The 19,214-nt window shown below is 70.8% G+C and carries 23 protein-coding genes and 1 tRNA gene; 9 read left to right on the plus strand and 15 right to left on the minus strand.

What is annotated here, in order from left to right:
* Positions 1–11 precede the first annotated feature (11 nt).
* Positions 12–944, minus strand: coding sequence for an AraC family transcriptional regulator (locus ACPCHZ_RS06255; RefSeq protein WP_423483970.1), 933 nt, complete (start codon positions 942–944; stop codon positions 12–14).
* Positions 945–1,030: 86 nt separating this feature from the next.
* On the opposite strand from ACPCHZ_RS06255, the gene ACPCHZ_RS06260 reads away from it, so the two are divergent.
* On the plus strand, positions 1,031–1,528 hold the full coding sequence (locus ACPCHZ_RS06260; RefSeq protein WP_423483971.1) for an anthrone oxygenase family protein: 498 nt from the start codon (positions 1,031–1,033) through the stop codon (positions 1,526–1,528).
* Here ACPCHZ_RS06260 and ACPCHZ_RS06265 read toward each other — a convergent pair.
* Complete coding sequence (locus ACPCHZ_RS06265; RefSeq protein WP_423483972.1) at positions 1,512–2,405, minus strand: RDD family protein; 894 nt, start codon at positions 2,403–2,405, stop codon at positions 1,512–1,514. The genes ACPCHZ_RS06260 and ACPCHZ_RS06265 overlap by 17 nt on opposite strands.
* Before the next feature lie 26 nt (positions 2,406–2,431).
* Here ACPCHZ_RS06265 and ACPCHZ_RS06270 point away from each other — a divergent pair, with 26 nt between their 5' ends.
* Complete coding sequence (locus ACPCHZ_RS06270) at positions 2,432–3,424, plus strand: stage II sporulation protein M (protein ID WP_423483973.1); 993 nt, start codon at positions 2,432–2,434, stop codon at positions 3,422–3,424.
* 17 nt (positions 3,425–3,441) lie between these two features.
* On the opposite strand, the gene ACPCHZ_RS06275 is transcribed toward ACPCHZ_RS06270, so the two are convergent.
* From ACPCHZ_RS06275 to ACPCHZ_RS06295, 5 genes are read right to left on the minus strand one after another with little or no spacing between them, the layout of a single operon-like run.
* Positions 3,442–4,764 carry a DUF58 domain-containing protein gene (locus ACPCHZ_RS06275; protein WP_423483974.1) on the minus strand — a complete coding sequence of 441 codons (1,323 nt, stop codon included), beginning with the start codon at positions 4,762–4,764 and terminating at the stop codon, positions 3,442–3,444.
* The gene (locus ACPCHZ_RS06280; protein WP_423483975.1) at positions 4,764–5,759 is read right to left on the minus strand and encodes an AAA family ATPase; all 996 of its coding nucleotides are present in this window, start codon (positions 5,757–5,759) and stop codon (positions 4,764–4,766) included. Before ACPCHZ_RS06280 ends, ACPCHZ_RS06275 begins: the two co-directional genes overlap by 1 nt.
* Entirely contained in the window at positions 5,756–6,889 is a 1,134-nt protein-coding gene (locus ACPCHZ_RS06285) for a DUF4350 domain-containing protein (protein ID WP_423483976.1), read from the minus strand. Before ACPCHZ_RS06285 ends, ACPCHZ_RS06280 begins: the two co-directional genes overlap by 4 nt.
* On the minus strand, positions 6,886–7,539 hold the full coding sequence (locus tag ACPCHZ_RS06290) for a DUF4129 domain-containing protein (RefSeq protein ID WP_423483977.1): 654 nt from the start codon (positions 7,537–7,539) through the stop codon (positions 6,886–6,888). Before ACPCHZ_RS06290 ends, ACPCHZ_RS06285 begins: the two co-directional genes overlap by 4 nt.
* A 1-nt stretch (position 7,540) precedes the next feature.
* The gene (locus ACPCHZ_RS06295; protein WP_423484657.1) at positions 7,541–8,788 is read right to left on the minus strand and encodes a glycerophosphoryl diester phosphodiesterase membrane domain-containing protein; all 1,248 of its coding nucleotides are present in this window, start codon (positions 8,786–8,788) and stop codon (positions 7,541–7,543) included.
* Between the two features lie 164 nt (positions 8,789–8,952).
* On the opposite strand from ACPCHZ_RS06295, the gene ACPCHZ_RS06300 reads away from it, so the two are divergent.
* On the plus strand, positions 8,953–9,417 hold the full coding sequence (locus tag ACPCHZ_RS06300; RefSeq protein WP_423483978.1) for a GatB/YqeY domain-containing protein: 465 nt from the start codon (positions 8,953–8,955) through the stop codon (positions 9,415–9,417).
* 63 nt (positions 9,418–9,480) lie between these two features.
* A complete protein-coding gene (locus ACPCHZ_RS06305) occupies positions 9,481–10,467 on the plus strand; it encodes an LLM class F420-dependent oxidoreductase (RefSeq protein ID WP_423483979.1) in 987 nt (328 codons plus the stop codon).
* 2 nt (positions 10,468–10,469) lie between these two features.
* Here ACPCHZ_RS06305 and ACPCHZ_RS06310 read toward each other — a convergent pair whose 3' ends face one another.
* Complete coding sequence (locus ACPCHZ_RS06310; protein WP_423483980.1) at positions 10,470–10,706, minus strand: three-helix bundle dimerization domain-containing protein; 237 nt, start codon at positions 10,704–10,706, stop codon at positions 10,470–10,472.
* A gap of 149 nt (positions 10,707–10,855) precedes the next feature.
* On the opposite strand from ACPCHZ_RS06310, the gene ACPCHZ_RS06315 reads away from it, so the two are divergent.
* Entirely contained in the window at positions 10,856–11,014 is a 159-nt protein-coding gene (locus ACPCHZ_RS06315; protein ID WP_264015798.1) for a hypothetical protein, read from the plus strand.
* A gap of 2 nt (positions 11,015–11,016) precedes the next feature.
* On the opposite strand, the gene ACPCHZ_RS06320 is transcribed toward ACPCHZ_RS06315, so the two are convergent.
* Positions 11,017–11,688 (minus strand): phosphodiesterase, encoded by a 672-nt coding sequence (locus tag ACPCHZ_RS06320; protein WP_423483981.1) that lies wholly within the window; start codon positions 11,686–11,688, stop codon positions 11,017–11,019.
* 118 nt (positions 11,689–11,806) lie between these two features.
* On the opposite strand from ACPCHZ_RS06320, the gene ACPCHZ_RS06325 reads away from it, so the two are divergent.
* Positions 11,807–12,505: a HemK2/MTQ2 family protein methyltransferase gene (locus ACPCHZ_RS06325; RefSeq protein WP_423483982.1), complete on the plus strand. Its 699-nt coding sequence runs from the start codon at positions 11,807–11,809 to the stop codon at positions 12,503–12,505.
* A gap of 44 nt (positions 12,506–12,549) precedes the next feature.
* Positions 12,550–12,735 carry a CDGSH iron-sulfur domain-containing protein gene (locus ACPCHZ_RS06330; RefSeq protein WP_423484658.1) on the plus strand — a complete coding sequence of 62 codons (186 nt, stop codon included), beginning with the start codon at positions 12,550–12,552 and terminating at the stop codon, positions 12,733–12,735.
* On the opposite strand, the gene ACPCHZ_RS06335 is transcribed toward ACPCHZ_RS06330, so the two are convergent.
* Together ACPCHZ_RS06335 and ACPCHZ_RS06340 are read right to left on the minus strand one after the other, a co-directional pair.
* Positions 12,715–13,734: an iron-containing redox enzyme family protein gene (locus ACPCHZ_RS06335; RefSeq protein ID WP_423483983.1), complete on the minus strand. Its 1,020-nt coding sequence runs from the start codon at positions 13,732–13,734 to the stop codon at positions 12,715–12,717. The two genes, ACPCHZ_RS06330 and ACPCHZ_RS06335, sit on opposite strands and share 21 nt — an antisense overlap.
* Positions 13,735–13,784: 50 nt before the next feature.
* A complete protein-coding gene (locus ACPCHZ_RS06340) occupies positions 13,785–14,612 on the minus strand; it encodes an acyl-CoA thioesterase (protein WP_423483984.1) in 828 nt (275 codons plus the stop codon).
* 120 nt (positions 14,613–14,732) lie between these two features.
* Between ACPCHZ_RS06340 and ACPCHZ_RS06345 the strand changes: the two genes are divergently transcribed.
* Positions 14,733–15,143 carry a VOC family protein gene (locus ACPCHZ_RS06345; RefSeq protein ID WP_423483985.1) on the plus strand — a complete coding sequence of 137 codons (411 nt, stop codon included), beginning with the start codon at positions 14,733–14,735 and terminating at the stop codon, positions 15,141–15,143.
* Between the two features lie 67 nt (positions 15,144–15,210).
* On the plus strand, positions 15,211–16,110 hold the full coding sequence (locus ACPCHZ_RS06350) for a lytic transglycosylase domain-containing protein (RefSeq protein ID WP_423483986.1): 900 nt from the start codon (positions 15,211–15,213) through the stop codon (positions 16,108–16,110).
* A 21-nt stretch (positions 16,111–16,131) separates the two neighbouring features.
* Here ACPCHZ_RS06350 and ACPCHZ_RS06355 read toward each other — a convergent pair whose 3' ends face one another.
* The 4 genes from ACPCHZ_RS06355 to ACPCHZ_RS06370 all read right to left on the minus strand — a co-directional run bounded on the left by ACPCHZ_RS06355 (position 16,132) and on the right by ACPCHZ_RS06370 (position 19,214).
* Positions 16,132–16,692 carry a hypothetical protein gene (locus ACPCHZ_RS06355; RefSeq protein WP_423483987.1) on the minus strand — a complete coding sequence of 187 codons (561 nt, stop codon included), beginning with the start codon at positions 16,690–16,692 and terminating at the stop codon, positions 16,132–16,134.
* A gap of 120 nt (positions 16,693–16,812) precedes the next feature.
* Positions 16,813–16,886: transfer RNA gene (locus tag ACPCHZ_RS06360), tRNA-Pro, on the minus strand.
* Between the two features lie 268 nt (positions 16,887–17,154).
* A complete protein-coding gene (locus tag ACPCHZ_RS06365; protein WP_423483988.1) occupies positions 17,155–18,258 on the minus strand; it encodes a PLP-dependent cysteine synthase family protein in 1,104 nt (367 codons plus the stop codon).
* The gene (locus tag ACPCHZ_RS06370) at positions 18,255–19,214 is read right to left on the minus strand and encodes a metallophosphoesterase (RefSeq protein WP_423483989.1); all 960 of its coding nucleotides are present in this window, start codon (positions 19,212–19,214) and stop codon (positions 18,255–18,257) included. The genes ACPCHZ_RS06365 and ACPCHZ_RS06370 overlap by 4 nt, the downstream gene beginning before the upstream one ends.

The following is a 19,214-nucleotide window of genomic DNA, read 5'->3' on the forward strand; positions in this document are numbered from 1 at the left end:
CAGAAGCCGTCTCACAGCGCCGCCACCCGGTGCGCGTTCGGGCTCATCCCGTAGGCGCGCTTGAACGCACTGCTCAGGGCGAACGGTGTGCTGTAGCCGACCCGGCGGGCCACCGCGGCGATGGTGTTCCCGCCGTCGCGCAGCAGGTCGGCGGCCAGGGCCAGCCGCCAGTGGGTCAGGAACGCGATCGGCGGCTCGCCGACCAGCCCGGTGAACCGCCGTGCGAAGACGGCACGTGAGACGCCAACGGCCGCAGCGAGTTCGGCGACGGTCCAGGGGTGGGCGGGATTGTTGTACATCGGCTTGAGCGCCGGGCCGGCCACCGCGTCCTGCTCGGCGTACCACCACGTCGGCGCGTGACCCTCACGGCCGAACCAGTTGCGTAGCACCGCGATCAGCAGCAGATCCAGCAGCCGGTCCAGGTAGGCCTCCTGGCCGGGCCCGTCGCAACCGGCCTCGGCGGCCAGCAGGTCGACCAGCGGGCTGTCCCACTCGTCCGAGCGAACCACCAGCACCGGTGGCAACGCGTCGAGCAGTCGGGTGCTCACCTCGCTGCGGCCCTCGTAGGCGCATACCACCGAACGAGTCGAGCCCGCCGCGGAGTTACCCCACGTGCGGACACCGACCGACATCTCGAAGCGCAGATCGGCGCCCGACACGGTGGTGCACCGCTGGCCTGGGTGGATCACCACCGTGGGAAGGCTGGACGGGTCGTCGGCGAACACGTAGTGCTGGCTGCCGCGGGCGACCGCGACGTCCCCGGGGTGCAGCCAGGTGGTCCCGCTGAGTGGGCCGACGATGGCCGCGTTGCCGGCGGTCTGGCAGATCAGCGTCAGCGGCGCCTCGTCGCGGATGCTCATCGCCCACGGCGGGTCCATCATCATCCGCAGCACGAACGCGCCGCGCGCCCGAACCCCCTCGAGCAGGCCGACCACCGCGTCCACGCCGCGAGCCTAGACCGAGACGCCTGCGTATGGAAGCGCGACGATCGACGATGGATCGTCTCACCCGAGCGCGGTTGAGTCGACCTATGAGCCTCAACCCCGTCGTCGCCCTCACCGTCACCGCCGCGATCGCCGCCGCCGCGGTCGGCGGGGTGTTCTACGCGTTCTCCACGATCGTCATGCGCGGCCTCGATCGGACGGGTCCGGTGGCCGCGATCACCGCGATGCGCGGGATGAACGCCGAGGCACAGGCGAACGCGCCATTCCTGATCCTGTTCGTCGGGTCGGCGCTGCTGTCGGCGGCTGTGGTGGTGGCCGCGGTGGTGCGCTTCGGCCGGCCCGGCGGCTGGCTGCTGCTGGCCGGCGGGCTGGCAGGCGTGGCCGGCTTCGTCGTCACCATGGCGTTCAACGTGCCGCTCAACAACCATCTCGACACCGTCGACCCCGGTGCGCTCGGCGCGGTCGAGGCCACCCGCGAATGGGCCGCCTATCTCTCGACTTGGACGGCGTGGAATCACGTCCGCGCCGCCGCCGGCATCGCGGCGGCCGTGCTGATGGCCCTCGGGCTCAGTTCGGGGGAGTGAAGCCGGTGTCGCGCTGGGGGCCCGGTTGCGGCGCCACGACGTACGTCGGGGGAGCGGGTGCGTACGGCGGGGGCGCGGGAACGGGTGCGAACGGCGGGGCCTGAGGAGGCGGCGGCGGTGCGGTCTGCGCGCCGAGCCGCACCAGTTCCCTACGATGACGCTCGGCGAGGACGGCGGCGAGCACGTACTGCGCCGGTGCGCCCGGTGGTGGTGGCGGCGAGATCTGTGCGACCACGTCGGCGGCGATCCGGTGCCCCATCACCTCACGGATCCGTGGGTCGAGTTGTGGTGCGCGGTTGAGGAACTGGCGGGCCAGCTCGATCGTCTGGGCACGCAACCCGGACAGTTGCAGGGTGCCGGCCCACCACGCCATGGACGGCGGCATCGCGGGCGGCGGACTCATCTTCGGCGCCCGCTCGCTGATCACCACGGTGCCGGCGAAGATGTCGCCGATGCGCTTGCCCTTCGCCGAGAGCAGGCTGCAGATGACCGCGGGCCCGCCGGTGAACGTCCAGAGCTCGATGAAGCCGGACAGGCCGCGAAACAGCGCCTGGCGGAACCGTTCCGGGCTGCCGTCCTCGGACACCACCCGCAGGCCGAGGGCCATCTTCCCCAATGACTTTCCGCGCGTCGCTGTTTCGAAGACGACGGGGTAGCCCACGATGGTCACGACCGTGAAGATGATGAGCACCGCCGCGACAAAGGCGGGATCGCGGTCGGTCAGCGTCAACGCCCACAGCAGCACCCCGACGAGGTAGCCGGTCAGCACCACGATCACGTCGATGGCCGCCGCCAGGACACGCACCGGCAGTTGCGCGATCTGTACGTCGAGGACGACCGCGTCCCCGGTCACCACCGGCTCGGGCTGGGAGACCATGTCGCCACGCTACTAGGCTCGGACGCGTGGATGTCGACGCGTTCGTGCTGGCCCACCGACGCAGCTGGGACCGGCTCGATGAGTTGATCAAGCGCCGCCGCAAGCTGTCCGGGGCCGAGATCGACGAGCTGGTCGACCTGTACCAGCGGGTGTCGACGCACCTGTCGATGGTGCGCAGCGCCTCGGCCGACGCGATGCTGGTGGGCCGGCTGTCGGGGCTGGTGGCGCGGGCCCGGTCGGCCGTCACGGCGGCCCACGCGCCGCTGTGGTCGGAGTTCGTCCGGTTCTGGACGGTGTCGTTCCCGGTGGTGGCCTACCGCTCGTGGCGGTGGTGGCTGGGTTCGGCGGTCGCCTTCTTCGCCGTCGCGGCGGTGATCGCGCTGTGGGTGGCGGGCACCCCGGAGGTGCAGGCCACGATCGGCACGCCGGAGGAGATCGCCAAGCTCGTCAACGAGGAGTTCGCCGCCTACTACAGCGAGAACCCCGCGGGGTCGTTCGCGCTGCAGGTGTGGGTGAACAACGCGTGGGTGGCCGCCCAGTGCATCGTCTTCGCGATCCTGCTCGGCCTGCCGATCCCGTACATCCTGTTCCAGAACGCGGCCAACCTCGGCGTCGCGGCGGGGCTGATGTTCGACGCCGGGAAGGGCGACGTGTTCCTCGGCCTGCTGGCGCCGCACGGCCTTCTGGAGCTCACGGCGGTGTTCCTCGCGGCGGCAGCCGGGATGCGGCTGGGCTGGACCGTGGTGTCACCGGGTGACCGGCCCCGCGGCCAGGTGCTCGCCGAACAGGGCCGGGCGGTGATGTCGGTGGCCATCGGACTGGTCGCGGTGCTGCTGGTGTCCGGCCTGATCGAGGCGCTGGTGACGCCCGCGCCGTTCCCCACCTTCGTGCGCATCGCGATCGGGGTCGCCGCGGAGGTCGCGTTCCTCGCCTACGTCGTGCACTTCGGCCGGAAGGCGGTGCGGGCGGGCGAGACCGGCGACGTCGACGACGCCCCCGATGTGGTGCCCACCCGATAGATCTCCGCGGAAGAGAGCTAGAGGCGGCCGGTGGCCTTCATCGCCAGGTAGTGGTCGGCCAGCGCGGGAGCGAGGTCGTCGGGCGGCGCATCGACCACGTCGACGCCGTGCCGCCGCAGCCGCGACGCGATCGCGCGGCGGTCGTTGCGGGACCGCTCGGCCGCCGCGGCGTCGTACACCGCCGCGGCGTCGGAGCGCCCTGCGGCCAGGGTGTCGACACGGGGGTCGGCCACTGCCGCCAGCAGCACCTGGTGGCGGCCCGTCAGCTGCGGCAGCACCGCCATCAGGCCCTCGTCGAGCGCCGAGGCGTTCAGGTCGGTCAGCAGCACCACCAGCGCGCGGCGGCGCACGCGGCGCGCTACGGCGGCCACCATCGCGGCGGCGTCGGATTCCACGAGTGCGGGCTCCAGCGGCGCCATCGCCGTCACCAGCTGCGCCAGCACCTCGGTGCGGGAGGCGCCGAACACACCGGCCCGGCTCACCCGGTCGTGGGCCAGGAAGTCGACGTGGTCACCGGCCCGCGCGGCCAGCGCCGCCAGCAGCAGCGCCGCGTCCATCGACCAGTCCAGCCGTGGCCACCCGGAGGGTTCGCTCGACGTCGGGTCGACGCCGACACGACCCGCCGACGTCCGCCCGGTGTCGAGCACGATCACCACCCTGCGGTCGCGCTCGGGGCGCCAGGTGCGCACCACCACGTCGCCGCGCCGCGCGGTCGCGCGCCAGTCGATCGACCGGACGTCGTCGCCGACGACATACTCGCGCAGGGAGTCGAATTCGGTGCCCTGACCCCGGATCAGCACCGGCACCATGCCGTCGAGTTCGCGCAGCCTGGCCAGCCGCGACGGCAGATGCTTGCGGGACAGGAACGGCGGCAGGATGCGTATCGACCCGGCCACCCGGTGGCTGCTCTGCCGCCCGGCCATGCCGAGCGGACCGATCGACCGCGCGGTGACGAACTCCGAGCGTAGGTCGCCGCGGCGGCTCGGGCGCAGCCTGGTGATCACCCGAACCGACTGTCCAGCAGTGATTTCCAGCTGATGGGCGCGTGGCTCGCCGCGCGCGCTCGGCGGCCAGGCGTCGCGGACCCGGCCGCGGAAGCGGCGCCGCCCAGGATGCTCGACGGTCAGCACCGCGTCCACCGGCTGGCCCAGCCGCGCCGACGCCTCCCCGGAGCGGTGCATCCGGAGACCGCGGGTGCTCGCCGCCAGTGCGACGTCCAGCGCGAGCACGGCCACCAGCGCGCCGAACAACACCACGAAAGCCGCTGCGGGCCATGGCGACAGGGCGATCGGCAAGACGAAGGCCAGCGCGACCAGGCCGGCACGCCCGGTGAGGACCACTACCGCGGGACCGGAACGGCCGCCAGGATGCCGTCGAGCACACCGTCGGGATCGGCGCCCTCGAGTTCGGCCTCCGGGCGCATCGCCACGCGGTGCCGCAGCGTCGGCCGCGCCATCGCCTTGACGTCGTCGGGGGTGACGTAGTTGCGCCCGGACAGCCAGGCCCACGAGCGCGCCGTGGCGAGCAACGCCGTCGCGCCGCGTGGCGACACGCCGAGCTGCAGGGAGGGCGAATGCCGTGTGGCGCCGACGATGTCGACGATGTAGCCCAGCACCTCGTCGCCCACCAGCACCTGACGCACCGCGTCCCGGGCGGCCGCGAGGTCGGCGGGTCCTGCCACCGGTCTGACGGCCGACAGATCCCGCGGGTCGAAGCCGCGGGCGTGGCGGGCCAGGATGGCGATCTCCTGGTCGCGCGGCGGCAGCGGCACGGTGAGCTTCAGCAGGAACCGGTCGAGCTGGGCCTCCGGCAGCTGGTAGGTGCCCTCGTACTCGATCGGATTCTGGGTGGCCGCGACGATGAACGGGTCGGGCAGCGGCCGGGGATGACCCTCGACGCTGACCTGACGTTCCTCCATCGCCTCCAGCAGGGCGGCCTGGGTCTTGGGCGGCGTCCGGTTGATCTCGTCGGCCAGCAGCAGATTGGTGAACACCGGGCCGGCGTGGAACTCGAACTCCGCGCTGCGGGCGTCGTAGACCAGCGATCCCGTGACGTCGCCGGGCATCAGGTCGGGCGTGAACTGCACGCGCTTGAACTCCAGTTGCAGCGCCGCCGCCAAGGTGCGCACCAGCAGTGTCTTGGCGACGCCGGGCACACCTTCGAGCAGCACGTGTCCGCGGCACAGCAGAGCCACCACCAGCCCGCTCACCACCGCGTCCTGCCCGACCACCGCCTTGGCGATCTCGGTGCGCAACGCCAGCAACGCGTTACGTGCGGAGTCCGACGATGCCGATGCGGCGGACGGGTCGGTGGTGTGTGCGGCCGGCTGAGTCACGACTGGGCGACCTGCCTTTCGGTGTCGTCGAGGTGGTGGGCGAGGTGGAGCAGGTCGTCGTCGGTCTCAGGGGGTGGGCCGAACAGCGTGTGACCGACCCGTTGCGGGTCCGCCCCCGTCCGCGCCGCGACGGCGGCCACGACGGCGGGTGGCGCCGCCCCGGCCGACAACCCGAGTCTGGGCAGCAGGCGCCCGAGGGTCGCGGTGCGCAGCGCGTCGGCGGCCCGGTCGCGGGCGCGTCGCGAGCGGTACAGCCGGCCGCGGCCCTCGACGGTCTCCGACGCCCGCACCACGACGGGCATCCGCTCGGCGACGAGCGGCCCGATGCGGCGGCCCCGCCACACCGCGACCAGTGCCACGGCAAGGCACAGCTGCAGCACGATCCAGATGACGGCGCCCGGGATGAGCTCGAAGATCGTTGCGGCGCCCGATGACTCGCCCTCGGGTTGCTGCGGGGCGTACCAGATGACCTGTGGCCGGGAGCCGGCGAGGTTCATCGCCAGCGCAGCGTTCCCGCGGTCGGGGAGTGCGCCGTTGGTCATGAACTCGGCGGTGCCGACCACGGTGACGACGCGCCCGCCGTCGCGGTACCGCACGACGGCGCCGTCGTAGCAGCGCGTCAACGAGACCCCGTCGGCCGCGTCGTAGGTGTCGCTCACCCCGAGTTGCACGTCACCCGCCGCGACCGCCTCACGCAGATCGCAGTCAGGCTCGCCCCCGAACGAGGTGTCCTCGCCGGGCTCGACGCCCGGGGCGAGAGCCTTCCGCACCCGCGAGCCGGGCTCGACGAGCAACCGGTCACCGGGCACCTCCGCGAGCCGGTCCATCAGCTCGTCACCGACCTGGAAGGTCTGCGCCGTCACGAGCAGGGTGTCGGGTGTGGCGGCACGCTCCACGTCGGCCACCGAGTCGGCGACCGTGACGTCGACGCCGTGGTCGCGCAGCAGCGTGACCAGGGCGCGGGCGCCGTCGGGTGACGTCGACCCGGCATCCATCCGGCCACCCGGCCGGGGTGCGGTGAGGTACGTCCCGATCGTGGCGACCGCCACGATGACCGCCAGCGCGAGCACCACCCAGCGTCCGGTGCCCCAGCGCTGCCGAAGGGTCGGTCCCGTCGCGGTGGACGTCATCGGACCTCGGCCCAGCCGCCGGCCGGCGCGGGACCGCCACCGGTGGACGAGGCGGCGTACGTGCGCGAGCGCAGGTGATCGTCGAGGCCGGCGATCAGGCGGTACGCGGATTCGGTTCCCGGCCGTTCGCCGTAGGTGACGTCGTTGAAAGCGGTTGCCGAAGAACGGAATTCGGAGTCGAGGCCGGGGAGCGCGGCTCCGGCGTCGCGGGCGAGCTCGGTGGCCGTGCGGCCCGGGACCGGCGCGAGCACGCCGGTCTGCTCGAGGTGGCGCGCGACGGCGCGCAGACGGTGCCTGATCGCCGACGCCCAGTCGCCCGCGGCGGCGAACTGCTCGGCGGTGGCCCGGTGTTCCGCGGCGCTGAGTTCCTGTCCGGTGAACAGCGCACCCTGCGCGCCGCGGTTGGTGCGCAGGGTGCGCCGGGCGACCCGGAATGCGACGACCAGCGCCACGAGCACCATCAGGATCAGCACCGAGATGGTGAACCAGCCGCCGGGGACCGTGGAACCCTCGGCGGCGATGCGGTACAGCAGTTCGTCGAACCACTCGCTGAGCCGTTCGGTGAGCGACGGCCGCGGGTAGATCGGCTTGCCGAGTTCCCGCTGCGCGGCGTCGTGCGCGGCGTCGCGGCCGATGTCTAGCGCAGGCACGTCACCGTTGCCGGGTCAGCCACAGGTGGTCCGTGGAGTCCTGCGGTGCGCCGGGCACGGCCGCCGCGCCGGTCTGCAGCACGAGGTCGAACGCCTCGCCGCGGATGCGCCGGTCGGTGTACAGCAGGACGATGACGCCCGCGGAGAACGGTGCGGTGAGGATCTGGCCGAACACACTGCCGATCGACACGAGCACCAGCCCGAGGATCGCGCTCGAGGACTCGTCGGCCGTCGTCGTCAGCACCTGGCCGATCAGGCTGAACGGCACCGACACCGCGCCGGCGATCAACGCCGTGACGATCGTGGCGAGCAGCCAGATGCCGAGCACCCGCCAGAAGTCCTTCTTCACCAGATCGAAGGACCGTGAGATGGCCGGGAAGACGGGAAGCCGTTCCAGCACGATCAGCGGCGGCGCGAATATCAACACGGTGGCGGCGTAGATCAGACCGGCGACGGCCAGCAGCACCAGCGGAGCGCCCACCAGGAATCCGGCGACGGCTCCCCCGGCGGCGATGGCGAGGGCGATGACGATGCCGATCAGCACGGCCGCGACCAGGAACACCGCGATCTCGAGCAGGGTGAACCCGAGCAACGCGAGCAGCCTGTGGCGCAGCCGCTCCCACGCTTCACCGACGGTGATCGAGGCCCCGAACACCGCCCGGCCGATCACCACGGTCAGCATGCCGCTCAGCACGATCGACGCCAGCATGGTGGTGACCCCACCCACCAGTGACGACCCGGTGAGGGCCACGAAGTCGCCGAACGTCGTCGGTTCGCCCTGCACCGTCGAGAGCAGTCCGCCGCTGGCCGCCAATGGGCCGATCTGCAGGATCAGCGCCACGATCTGGGAGACCACCACGACGATCGTGGTGAGGCCGAGCGTCGCCTTGGGGTTTCGCCGGATGTAGGCGACCGCGCCGTTGAAGATGTCCGACAGGGTCAGCGGTCGCAGCGGGATGACCCCCGGCTGCAAGGCCTGCGCCGGACCGCCGTACGGGTAGCCCGGTGGCGGGCCGTAGCCGGGAGGTGCGTAGCCCGGCGGCGGGTATCCGGGCGCGCCGTAGCCGGGCGGCGGGTAACCCGGCGGTGCGTAGCCGGGCGGAGGGTAGCCGGGTGGCGGATAGCCCGGAGTTTGGTACCCAGGCGGCGGATAGCCGGGCGTCTGATACCCGGGTGGCGGATGACCCTGGTGCGGCGGCGGCGGGCCGGTCTGACCGAACCCGTCGGCGTCGTTGCTCATGCCCACCATCCTGTCGAGCGGCGCAGGAATCGGCAACGTGTCCGCCCCACCCGCCGCGGCCTGCACTCGGCCCCGGGCGCCGTCGACCGATCGAAGGTGTTGCTACTCAACGTGTCCCGGTGGTGAACGCCGAACGTGTCGATCGCGACGGGCGGCGGGCGTAGGTTGGCGGCATGGCGGAACTCAAGCAGCGCCTTCGCGCAGATCTCACCTCGGCGATGAAGTCACAGGACAAGCTGCGTACGGGGACGCTGCGAATGCTGTTGGCGGCCGTCCAGAACGAGGAGGTGGCAGGCAAGCAGGCGCGGGAGTTGTCCGACGACGAGGTGCTCAAGGTGCTGGCGCGGGAAGCGCGTAAGCGCGCCGAGGCGGCCGAGGTCTACACACAGAACGGTCGTGGGGAGCTCGCCGCCAACGAGCACGCCGAGGCGCGGGTCATCGACGAGTACCTGCCAACCCCGCTGACGGAGGCCGAAGTGGCCGACGTCGTCGACACCGCGATCGCCCAGGTCGCCGAGGAGATCGGCGAGCGTCCCGGGATGCGCCAGATGGGTCAGGTGATGAAGGCCGCCACCGCGATCGCGGCGGGCAAGGCCGACGGTTCCCGGCTGTCGGCCGCGGTGAAGGCCCGCCTGTAGCGGCGGTGCCCACGGCTGCTCGGTGGCCGTTTGCCGGTGTCTGCGACGGGCTACCCGGTGCGCATGACGCGCTTCGGCTACACCCTGATGACAGAACAGAGCGGCCCTAAAGACCTTGTCCGTTACGCCGTTTCGGCGGAGCAGGCGGGATTCGACTTCGAGGTGTCCAGCGACCACTACTCGCCGTGGCTCGCCGCCCAGGGGCACGCACCGAACGCGTGGACGGTGCTGGGGGCGGTGGCGCACGCCACCGAACGCGTCGAACTCTTCACCTACGTCACCTGCCCGACCATGCGGTATCACCCGGCGATCGTCGCCCAGCAGGCGGCGACGTTGCAGATCCTGGCCGACGGGCGGTTCACGCTGGGCCTCGGCAGCGGCGAGAACCTCAACGAACACGTGGTGGGCCAGGGCTGGCCGACGGTGACACGCCGGCAGGACATGCTGCGCGAGGCGATTCAGATCATCCGCGAGCTGTTCACCGGCGAGGTCGTCGACTGGAAGGGCGAGTACTTCGAGGTCGACTCGGCCAGGCTGTGGGACCTTCCGGACATTCCGGTGGCCATCGCCGCGGCGGTGTCCGGTGAGCGGTCGGTGGAGACGTTCGCCCCGATCGCCGACCACCTCATCGCGGTGCAGCCCGACCGCGAGGCCGTCGACGCCTGGCACCACGCCAGACGCGGGACCGGGCTGTCCGGTGACGTGCGGGTGATCGGTCAGATCCCGATCTGCTGGGACCCCGACCGGGATGCGGCGGTGCAACGGGCCCACGAGCAGTTCCGGTGGTTCGCCGGCGGCTGGGCGGTGAACGCCGACCTACCCACCACCGCGGGCTTCGCCGGGGCAACGCAGTTCGTCCGCCCCGAGGACACCGCCGACGCCATCGCATGCGGACCCGACCTCGATGCGATCGTCGAGGCGGTCAGCGAGTACTGGAAGGCCGGGTTCACCGACATCGCGCTGGTGCAGGTGGGCGACGAGGGGCAGGAGCGATTCCTGGACGAGGCGGCGGGGCCGCTGCTGGAGAAGCTGCGCAGCGCGGCCGGCTGAGTTCAGGCCCCGGCGAAGGCGAACGAGCGGTCGGGCTGTGTGGCGGCCACCACGGCCAGCTCGTCGCTGACCCTGCGCTCGACGAGCAGCGGGATGAAGTCGCGGATCATGCTGTGCTCGAACCGGCGGTAGGCGTCGTCCACCGTGGTGGCCACCAGGCCGGCGGGAATCTCAGCGAACTTCTCGACGAGCCGGTGCTCGACGTCGTCGATCAGTTCGCGCTCACTTTTCTTTGACACGCTATCTATGGTCGGGCCCAGTTCTGTTGACAGTCAACGTTTGCTGCATCACATGACTTGACAGCCGTCAAGAGGGTGTATGGCCGTCGCGGAACGGTTGGGCCGGGACGGCGACGGGTAGCCGGTGCGCGACGAGAAAGGGGCAGCCAATGCCACGCGGACAGGGGATCTACGACGACGAACTCGCCGACGAGCCCAAGGGCGGCCGGCCGGGCCCGACCGACGAGGGCAAGGAGGGCGGGATGGCGACCCGTGAGGTCGCCCCCGAGGTCACCACGCCCGAAGACGCCCCGGAGTCGTCGGACTAGCCCTACTCGGCGTCACGCCCCTCGCGGCTGCGCCGGTAGGCGGCCTCCCGGAAGTCGGTCAGCCAGCCGGGGAACAGGCGCACGCCCGGCGCACTGTTGCGGGTCGGGTCGAAGGAGACATCCTCGCCCTCAGGAGCCCGCGCCTGCAGCGTCAGCGTGGCCAGCGGGTGGAACTCGCCGGTGCCCGCAGCCTGCTCGATGTCGAATGCCAGCCCGCCACCGGCGATCTGATCCTCGGCCGCGGACAGCGGCAGGCCCGCCACGTCCAGAACCGTCGTCATCCGGGCACGCACCCACCACAGGCCGTCGCGGTACCGCAGCGGCATCAGACTGGTGAACGACACGTCGGACCAGGTCGCCACCGGCCGCAGCAGCACCCGTCCGATTCCGTCGCCGACCGTGGAGACGAGCAGCACGTCCCACGGACTGGCGGGGGAGTCCGGGAGCGTCATCCGCCAGGCGAGACCGACGATGTCGGGCCACGAACCGGGCAGGCCGACGCCCTTGGACACCCTGCCGACGACGTCGCCGGACGGCATCGGCAGTCCCTCGTTCGGTGGGGCGACCCGTTCGATCGTTCCGGTGGCCAACACGCCGGACGGATGGAACAGCCTGCGGTGCCGCAGCGCGGCTCCGGCCTCGACGGGAAGGGCGGCGATGTCGGAGATCTTCATCGGTTCCGGGTGCCCCGACCGGCCCCGCGCAAACCCGGCGGGGGTTTAACGAATCGCACGGCGGGCATTAATCACCGCAGTGCTGTGACACCACAGCGAAGCACGTCGAAAGGCCGAAGTGACCACCGCATACACCGACGAACGCGACACCGTTGTCGTGCCGGAGGGCGTGTACGCCCCGCAGGAGGATTCCCAGCTACTCGTCGACGTGATGGAGAAGACGGGACTGGCAGTCGGCAGCCGGGTCGCCGACCTGTGTACCGGCAGCGGATTCGTCGCCATCGGCGCGGCGCTGCAGGGCGCATCGGCTGTGGCGGCCTTCGACATCTGCCCCAGGGCGGTGCGCACCGCGCGCGTCAACGCCGCCGCGGCGCGCGCCGCAGTGGACGTGCACCTCGGCTCGTGGGCACGGGCCGTCGAGTTCGGGCCGTTCGACCTCATCGTCAGCAATCCGCCGTACGTGCCGCACGATCCCGACCTCGCCGACGATTCGACCATTCCGGCCCATGCCGGCCCGCCGCGGGCGTGGAACGCCGGGCCCGACGGCCGGTTGGTGCTCGACCCGCTCTGCGCCGCGGCGCCCAGCCTGCTCGCCGACGGCGGATCCATGCTGATCGTGCACTCGGAGTTCTCCGGGCCCAGGCAGACCCTCGCCGGTCTGGCGGCGGCCGGTCTCGACGCGGAGATCATTGCCTACCAGTGGATTCCGTTCGGCCCGGTGCTGTCGGCGCGGGCCGCGTGGCTCGAGGAGGCCGGGCTGCTCGAGCCGGGCCGCCGCGAGGAGGAGCTCGTCGTGATCAGAGCCGACAAGCCGTGAGTGAGGAAGCCCGTCTCGTCAGGGTGGTGCCGAACGGGCCCGTGATGGTGCAGGGCCCGGTCCGCATCGAGATGCCCGACGGCAGCGTCGTGGAATCCGACCGCTTCATGGTCGCGCTGTGTGTGTGCAAACGCTCGAAGAACTACCCGCTGTGCGACACCAGTCACCGGCGCCGTCGCAGGAGCGGCGCCGGGGAGACGGTCGAGAACTCAGTCCAGCGGCCGGCGTAGCGAGCTCTCGCCCGCGGCCCAGCTGCGCATCACGTGGTCGGCGAGGCGGTCCTCGACGAGCGCGTGTGCCCTGATTCCGAACACGACGTCGGCGTCGAGATGCGGTTCCCGCGCGACCAGGTCGCCGACCACGTCGGTGCGCACCACCTGTTCGTGCACCGCGTCGGCCTCCACGTGCTCGCGGTAGAACGCCACACACGCCTGCGGGGCGGCCATCCGCTCGAGTGCGTCGACCAGCCTGCGTGATCCGGGCGAGGACGTGATCTCGGTGGACGCGAAGTGGCCGACGGCCGCGCCACGCAGCGCTCGGTGCAGACCGAACATCGACATCAGGTTCACCGCGGCCAGCGCCTCGGCGGGCACGTGATCGATGTACCCGAGATAGGTGTTGTCCAGGCCCGCCGCGGCCATCAGATCGGCGAACAGCTGCTGATGCAGACGGGGACCACGGCCGCCACCGAACTCGTCGAACTCGACGGCGACGAACGACGCCTTGGCCTGGCCGGTCAGCCGCGGGATCGCGAAGGCGTGCGGGTCGCCCTCCTTGAGGTGGTACAGCGAGCGGTGCACGAAGTACTCCTGCATCTGCTCCCAGGTGCCCTCGTCGCGCAGGTAGTACGACGGACCGGAGCCGTCGACCGGCTCGACGGCCAGCGCGTCCATCTCCGCGGCGGCCGTCTCGTCCTCGGAGATCTCGCCAACGTCAGTGCGCACCGCGGTGAGGAACGCGTGCTCCAGCTGACCGCGCAGATGCAGCAGTCCGGCATTCCACTCCCACGCCGGGTCGACGCCCGCGAAGCCGCGATAGTGCAGCTCATAGCAGGTGTAGAGCGCCAGGTGCAGGTCCAGACCGTACGGATCGGAGTCGCCGACGGACGCCTCGACACGGGACAGGTGGTTGCGCGGAGCACGCTCCGACAGCAGGTTCACCACCGCCAGGGACAGCGGGCCGCGGGCGTCGGGAAGCGTCGGTTCGATCAACAGAGGAGCAAGTGTCACGCGTGTCTCTTACCCCGTCACGACGTGGGCAAACACCCGGCGCGGCGAGATCAGAAGCGCCAGAGGGCTTCTTGAGTGGTGCTGGCCACCAGAGCGCCGGACATGTCGTACAGAGAGCCGATGGCGAGCCCCCTGGCGTCGCTGTTGTTGACGCCGTTCACCTCGTAGCGGTGCCAGTGGTGCGGGACGAACGGCCGGTGGAACCACACCGAGTGGTCGAGGCTCGCCGCCATACCGGCACCGGGGACCGCAGGCGCCCCCGGCGGTCGGGCGGACGGCACCGGGCCGAAGTCGGACATGTAGGTCAGCGCGCAGGCCCTGATCAGGGGGTCGTTCTCGATGTGCTCGACGGTGCGGATCCAGAACGGGGGCACCGCGAAGGGGGAGTCGTCGTCGGGGTGCATGCGGATCTCGAAGTGCTCGACCGACTCCAGGTCAGGGGACTTCGGCACCGCGTCGGCGAAGGCGATGCCGGGAGTGCGCGGCGGATGCCAGTCGGTGCCGGCCTCGGGCCGGTGGAACGACGCGATCATCTCGAGGATGGCGGTGCCCTGCTGGACGGCCGTGACGCGGCGGGTGTCGAAGGATCGGCCGTCGCGGGTGCGCTCCACGTGCAGTTCGACGTCGACGCCGTAGCGGCCGCCGCGCACGAAGTAGGCGTGCAGGGACTGCGGCAGCTTGTCCGGTTCGACGGTCGCGCCTGCGGCGCCGAGGGCCTGGGCGGCTACCAGCCCACCGAACAACCGGTGCTCCGGACCGGTGCTGACCTGCGGCGCGACGAAGGTGTCGCCGACGCGGCGGTACTGCAGCAGCTCAGCGATCCAGCTGCGCCCTGCGGCCGTGGCGGCGTCCGTCTTGTCGTCGTCGAGAGCGGTCATCACCGGTGAGCCTATCCACCGCTTGGTTGGGCGGCGGGCCGGGGAGGTGAATGGGTCGACCGGCCGCGATGACTTCGGCGCGGTTCTGCGGTCAGCCCTTCGGGACGAGAGGAGACGACGATGGTGCTCGACGCCGCCCGGGTGGCGACCCGGTTACCTGCACAGGATCTCGACCGGGCCCGCCGGTTCTACGCCGAAGCGCTGGGCCTGGAACCGGCCGAGGAGCGTCCGGGCGGGCTGCTGTACCGCTGCGCGGCGGGGGAGTTCGCGGTCTTCGCCTCAGCGGGCACGGCGTCCGGGTCGCACACGCAGATGGGCTGGGAGGTGGACGACCTGGACTCCGTGGTGGCCGAACTGACCCGCCGCGGTGTGCGATTCGAGCGCTACGACATGCGCGGTACGACGACGACCGACGGTGTCGTCACCGTGGAGGGCAACTATCCGAGCAAAGGCGGCATCGGTGAGCGCGCCGTGTGGTTCCGCGACAGCGAAGGCAATCTGCACGGCATCGGGCAGCCGATCCGCGACTGAGCCGGGTGGGCGTTGCTATCGTCGCCGCATCGCTGCCACACGCTGCTCGCGGTCCGTCGCGGCGGTCGTGACCGCTCTCGTCCTCGCCGGGTGTTCGGAGCCGACCGCGCCGGATCCGGCGGCCTCGACGCCGGCTCGATCACCGGCGCCGACGGCCGAGCCGACTCCGACTGCGGCCGCGCCCGAGCCCACGCAGCCGCGCCTGGCGGCCGACCCCGCGGCACTCGCCGATGACCTCGTCGCCGACGAGCGGGCGCTGCGTGACCCGTCGCTGCCCGAGGACGTGCTGCGGGCGGCGGCGCGGCGCCAGCAGGCGGCCTACCGCGCCATCGGCAGGCATCCCGAATGGGACGCGGTCACCCGCCCCCGTGTCCCGCAGTCGCTGCTGGCGGTCTTCGATCTCAACGTCTCCGCGCGACGCGCGCTCGACGCGCTCCTGCAGGGCGAGGCGAAGGACACGTTGCCCGCCTGGCGGATCGATCCGCCGCGGCCGGCGCAGGAACTGCTGAGCCACTACCGGGAGGCCGAGGCGGCGTCCGGGGTGGGCTGGAACTATCTGGCTGCGATCAACCTGGTCGAGACCCGGCTCGGCAGCATCGTGGGCACCAGTACCGCGGGCGCGCAGGGTCCGATGCAGTTCCTGCCCTCGACCTTCGCCGCGTACGGCGCCGGAGGTGACATCTACGCCCCGCGCGACAGCATCCTGGCCGCCGGGCGCCACCTCGCCGCCAACGGCTTCGCCGCCGATCCCGCACGTGCGCTGTTCCGCTACAACAACTCCGACGACTACGTGCGGGGCATCACGGACTACGCGGCGGTGCTCGCCGCCGACCCCGCCGCGTTCAACGGCTACCACCGGTGGGAGGTCTACTACCGCACGACGGCCGGTGACGTGCTGCTGCCCGTCGGATACGCCGCGACATCGCCGGTCCCCGTCGGGGAGTACCTGGCGACCCATCCGCAGTAGGGGCCCGAGAAACGCCCTGGACTATTGCATCTGGTCGAGCATGGTCGAGAAGGACGCCTTCAGCGTCAGCGCCTTCTTGATCTCGTCAGCCGTCACGAAGGGATACTCGCCGTACTCCAGGAAGCTCGGTACGTGATGCTCACGAACGAACTGGACGAATCCCTCGGGACGCTCTCGCCAGTCCTTCGGGAAACCTTCGAGATTCTCGAACGTGGTCGCGATGCCTGACTGGCTGAACAAAGCCACCGCATCCTCGGTGTATTTGTCGAAGTCGGTGTCGAAGATGCCCTGGTACTGGAAGTAAAGGTCTTCGCCGATGTCGAACAGCTGCCACCGCAGATAATGCAGCTTCAGCGGAGCCAGAACCTCTGGATCCTTCTCGACTGCAGCTTGAATGGTCCTCCCGTGCTCTCGGATCGCCTCCTCGCGGCCCGGTATGACCTTCGCGATGATAGTGAATCCGTAACAAGCTGGAGTGCGCGGAAACACCGGTCCATACCTGCCCCGCTCCATCTCGAAATACCCCTCTTCGGGGATGGCCAGTGCCGCCGGCTTGGTCCAGTCATGATCGGTCGCAGGCATGTCGGGCTCCTCTTCTCGAAGCTGATGGAGCGGACACTACGCCGCTGTTCACGACACCTGACCCACACGAAAAAAACCCTGACCAGAAGTCATTGGTCAGGGTCTCTCGACTGCACCGAGTCGGGGTGGCGGGATTCGAACCCACGACCTCTTCGTCCCGAACGAAGCACGCTACCAAGCTGCGCCACACCCCGCGTGAAGCTTTGACAGGGTATCGCACCGGCGGGCCGATAAGCCAAACGGATACCGCGACCGGCCAAGCGGCGCAGATCACTTCCGAACCCGGGAAGGAAGTGGGTACCCCAGACGTTAACCACGGTGACGGCAGAGCGCCGACCGAGAGGCAGAATCGAGGCACGACATGACCGGGTTGGGAGCGTCCATCTATCTGGGGTTCTTCGTCCTCGCGGCAGTCTGGCTGTTCCTGACCTCAGACGGCCCGCTGATCAAGGGCTCCGACGATCAGGCCCAGCGGCAGGACCGCTCGAACTCCACCAATTCCGAGGCGGACTTCGACGGGTCGATGCCCTGGCTGGTCAGCCACTCGTCGCAGAAGTAGGTGTCGGCGTAGCGGTCGCCGCTGTCGGCGATCAACGTCACCACCGACCCGCTTCGCCCGGCCGCGGTCATCTCCGCCAGTAATCCGAACGCGCCCCACAGATTCGTTCCCGTCGACGGCCCGACGCGTCGGCCGAGTACCGCGCTGACATGGCGCGCCGCCGCAACCGATGCCGCGTCCGGCACCACCGTCATCCGGTCCACCACACCCGGCAGGAACGACGGTTCCACCCGGGGCCGGCCGATCCCCTCGATGCGTGACGACGAACCGGTCACGTCGTCGCGATCCTGGGCGTAGGCCGGGAAGAAGGCCGAGTTCTCCGGATCCACGACGCACAACCGGGTGGCGTGCCTGCGGTAGCGGATGTAGCGGCCGATCGTCGCGCTGGTGCCGCCGGTGCCCGCACCCACCACGATCCACTCCGGGATCGGGTGGGCCTCGTCGCGCATCTGCTCGTAGATCGACTCGGCGATGTTGTTGTTGCCGCGCCAGTCGGTGGCGCGTTCGGCGTTGGTGAACTGGTCGAGGTAGTGACCGCCTGTCTCCTCAGCGAGCCGCTCTGCCTCCGCGTACACCTGGGACGACTCCGCCACGAAATGGCAACGCCCACCCTGGGATTCGATGAGCGCGATCTTCGACGGGCTGGTCGACGACGGCATCACGGCGATGAACGGGAGGTTGAGCAGCGCCGCGAAGTACGCCTCGGACACCGCTGTCGACCCCGACGACGCCTCGATCACCGTGGTGTTTTCGCCGATCCAGCCGTTGCACAGCGCGTAGAGGAACAGCGAGCGCGCCAGCCGGTGCTTGAGGCTGCCCGTGATGTGGGTCGACTCGTCCTTGAGGTACAGCGCGACGTCGGCGTCGCCGCACCAGGCCGAGGGCAGTGGGTACCGCAGCAGGTGGGTGTCCGCACTGCGGCGGGAGTCGGCCTCGATCAGCCGGATGGCGTTGTCCAGCCACTCGCGCGGCTGGCTGCGGGCCGCGGTCGCGGCCCGGTCGATCACCGCGCCGACACGGTGGGGTGCGACTCGCCGGCGCGGCTACCCACGTCCTTGCCGCCGATCGGCGCCGCCACCAGTGTCAGCATCGTGGCCTCGGGCCGGCAGCAGAACCGCAGCGGGGCGAACGGCGACGTGCCGATGCCCGCCGAGACGTGCAGCTGCGTGCGAGCGCCCCACCGCGAGGCGCCCTTGGCCCGTGACCGGTCCAGTTCGCAGTTCGTCACGATGGCGCCGTAGAACGGCAGGCACAGCTGTCCGCCGTGCGTGTGCCCCGCCATCACCAACTGGTATCCGTCGGCGGCGAAGCGATCGAGCACCCGCGGCTCCGGGGAGTGCGTCAGCCCGAGGGTCAGGTTCGCCGTCGGGTCGGCCGCGCCGGCGATCGCGTCGTAGCGGTCCCGCTTGAGGTGCGGGTCGTCGACCCCGCCGAGGGCGATCTTCAGGCCGGACACCTCGAGCTCGCGTCGGACGTGCGTCATGTCCACCCAGCCGCGCTCGGTGAACGCGGCGCGCAGGTCCTGCCAGGGCAGCGGCTGACCGTGCACGCGGTGCGAGGGATTGGTGATGTAGTTCAGCGGGTTCTTCAGCCGCGGCGCGAAGTAGTCGTTGCTGCCGAACACGAACACGCCGGGCACCGACAGCAGATCGCCGAGTGCCTGCACCACCGCGGGCACCGCCCGGGGATGGGCGAGGTTGTCGCCGGTGTTCACCACGAAGTCCGGCTGCAGCCGCGCCAGGTCCCGCAGCCACGCCTGCTTGCGCCGTTGACCCGGGCGCATGTGCAGGTCGGACAGGTGCAGCACCCGCAGCGGCGACGAGCCCGGCGTGAGCACCGGCATGGTCACCTCGCGCATCACGAACGCATTGCGCTCGATCAACGACGCGTAGCCGATGCCGGCGGCCAGGCTGCCGACGGACACGGCGGCGGCGTTCTTCAGAACCGTCGAAGGGTCGGGCAT

It is taken from the genome of Mycobacterium sp. NPDC050041 (assembly GCF_049541695.1).
Classification (GTDB): Bacteria; Actinomycetota; Actinomycetes; order Mycobacteriales; family Mycobacteriaceae; genus Mycobacterium.

Bases quoted from the DNA above. Each gene is read 5' to 3' on its own strand.
- ACPCHZ_RS06340 (WP_423483984.1), bottom strand. From the start codon at position 14,612: ATGACCGCTCTCGACGACGACAAGACGGACGCCGCCACGGCCGCAGGG.
- ACPCHZ_RS06355 (WP_423483987.1), bottom strand. From the start codon at position 16,692: ATGCCTGCGACCGATCATGACTGGACCAAGCCGGCGGCACTGGCCATC.
- ACPCHZ_RS06260 (WP_423483971.1), top strand. From the start codon at position 1,031: ATGAGCCTCAACCCCGTCGTCGCCCTCACCGTCACCGCCGCGATCGCC.
- ACPCHZ_RS06285 (WP_423483976.1), bottom strand. From the start codon at position 6,889: ATGACGTCCACCGCGACGGGACCGACCCTTCGGCAGCGCTGGGGCACC.
- ACPCHZ_RS06295 (WP_423484657.1), bottom strand. From the start codon at position 8,788: ATGGTGGGCATGAGCAACGACGCCGACGGGTTCGGTCAGACCGGCCCG.
- ACPCHZ_RS06345 (WP_423483985.1), top strand. From the start codon at position 14,733: ATGGTGCTCGACGCCGCCCGGGTGGCGACCCGGTTACCTGCACAGGAT.
- ACPCHZ_RS06315 (WP_264015798.1), top strand. From the start codon at position 10,856: ATGCCACGCGGACAGGGGATCTACGACGACGAACTCGCCGACGAGCCC.
- ACPCHZ_RS06300 (WP_423483978.1), top strand. From the start codon at position 8,953: ATGGCGGAACTCAAGCAGCGCCTTCGCGCAGATCTCACCTCGGCGATG.
- ACPCHZ_RS06305 (WP_423483979.1), top strand. From the start codon at position 9,481: ATGACGCGCTTCGGCTACACCCTGATGACAGAACAGAGCGGCCCTAAA.
- ACPCHZ_RS06330 (WP_423484658.1), top strand. From the start codon at position 12,550: ATGGTGCAGGGCCCGGTCCGCATCGAGATGCCCGACGGCAGCGTCGTG.
- ACPCHZ_RS06265 (WP_423483972.1), bottom strand. From the start codon at position 2,405: ATGGTCTCCCAGCCCGAGCCGGTGGTGACCGGGGACGCGGTCGTCCTC.
- ACPCHZ_RS06320 (WP_423483981.1), bottom strand. From the start codon at position 11,688: ATGAAGATCTCCGACATCGCCGCCCTTCCCGTCGAGGCCGGAGCCGCG.
- ACPCHZ_RS06370 (WP_423483989.1), bottom strand. From the start codon at position 19,214: ATGCCCGACCCTTCGACGGTTCTGAAGAACGCCGCCGCCGTGTCCGTC.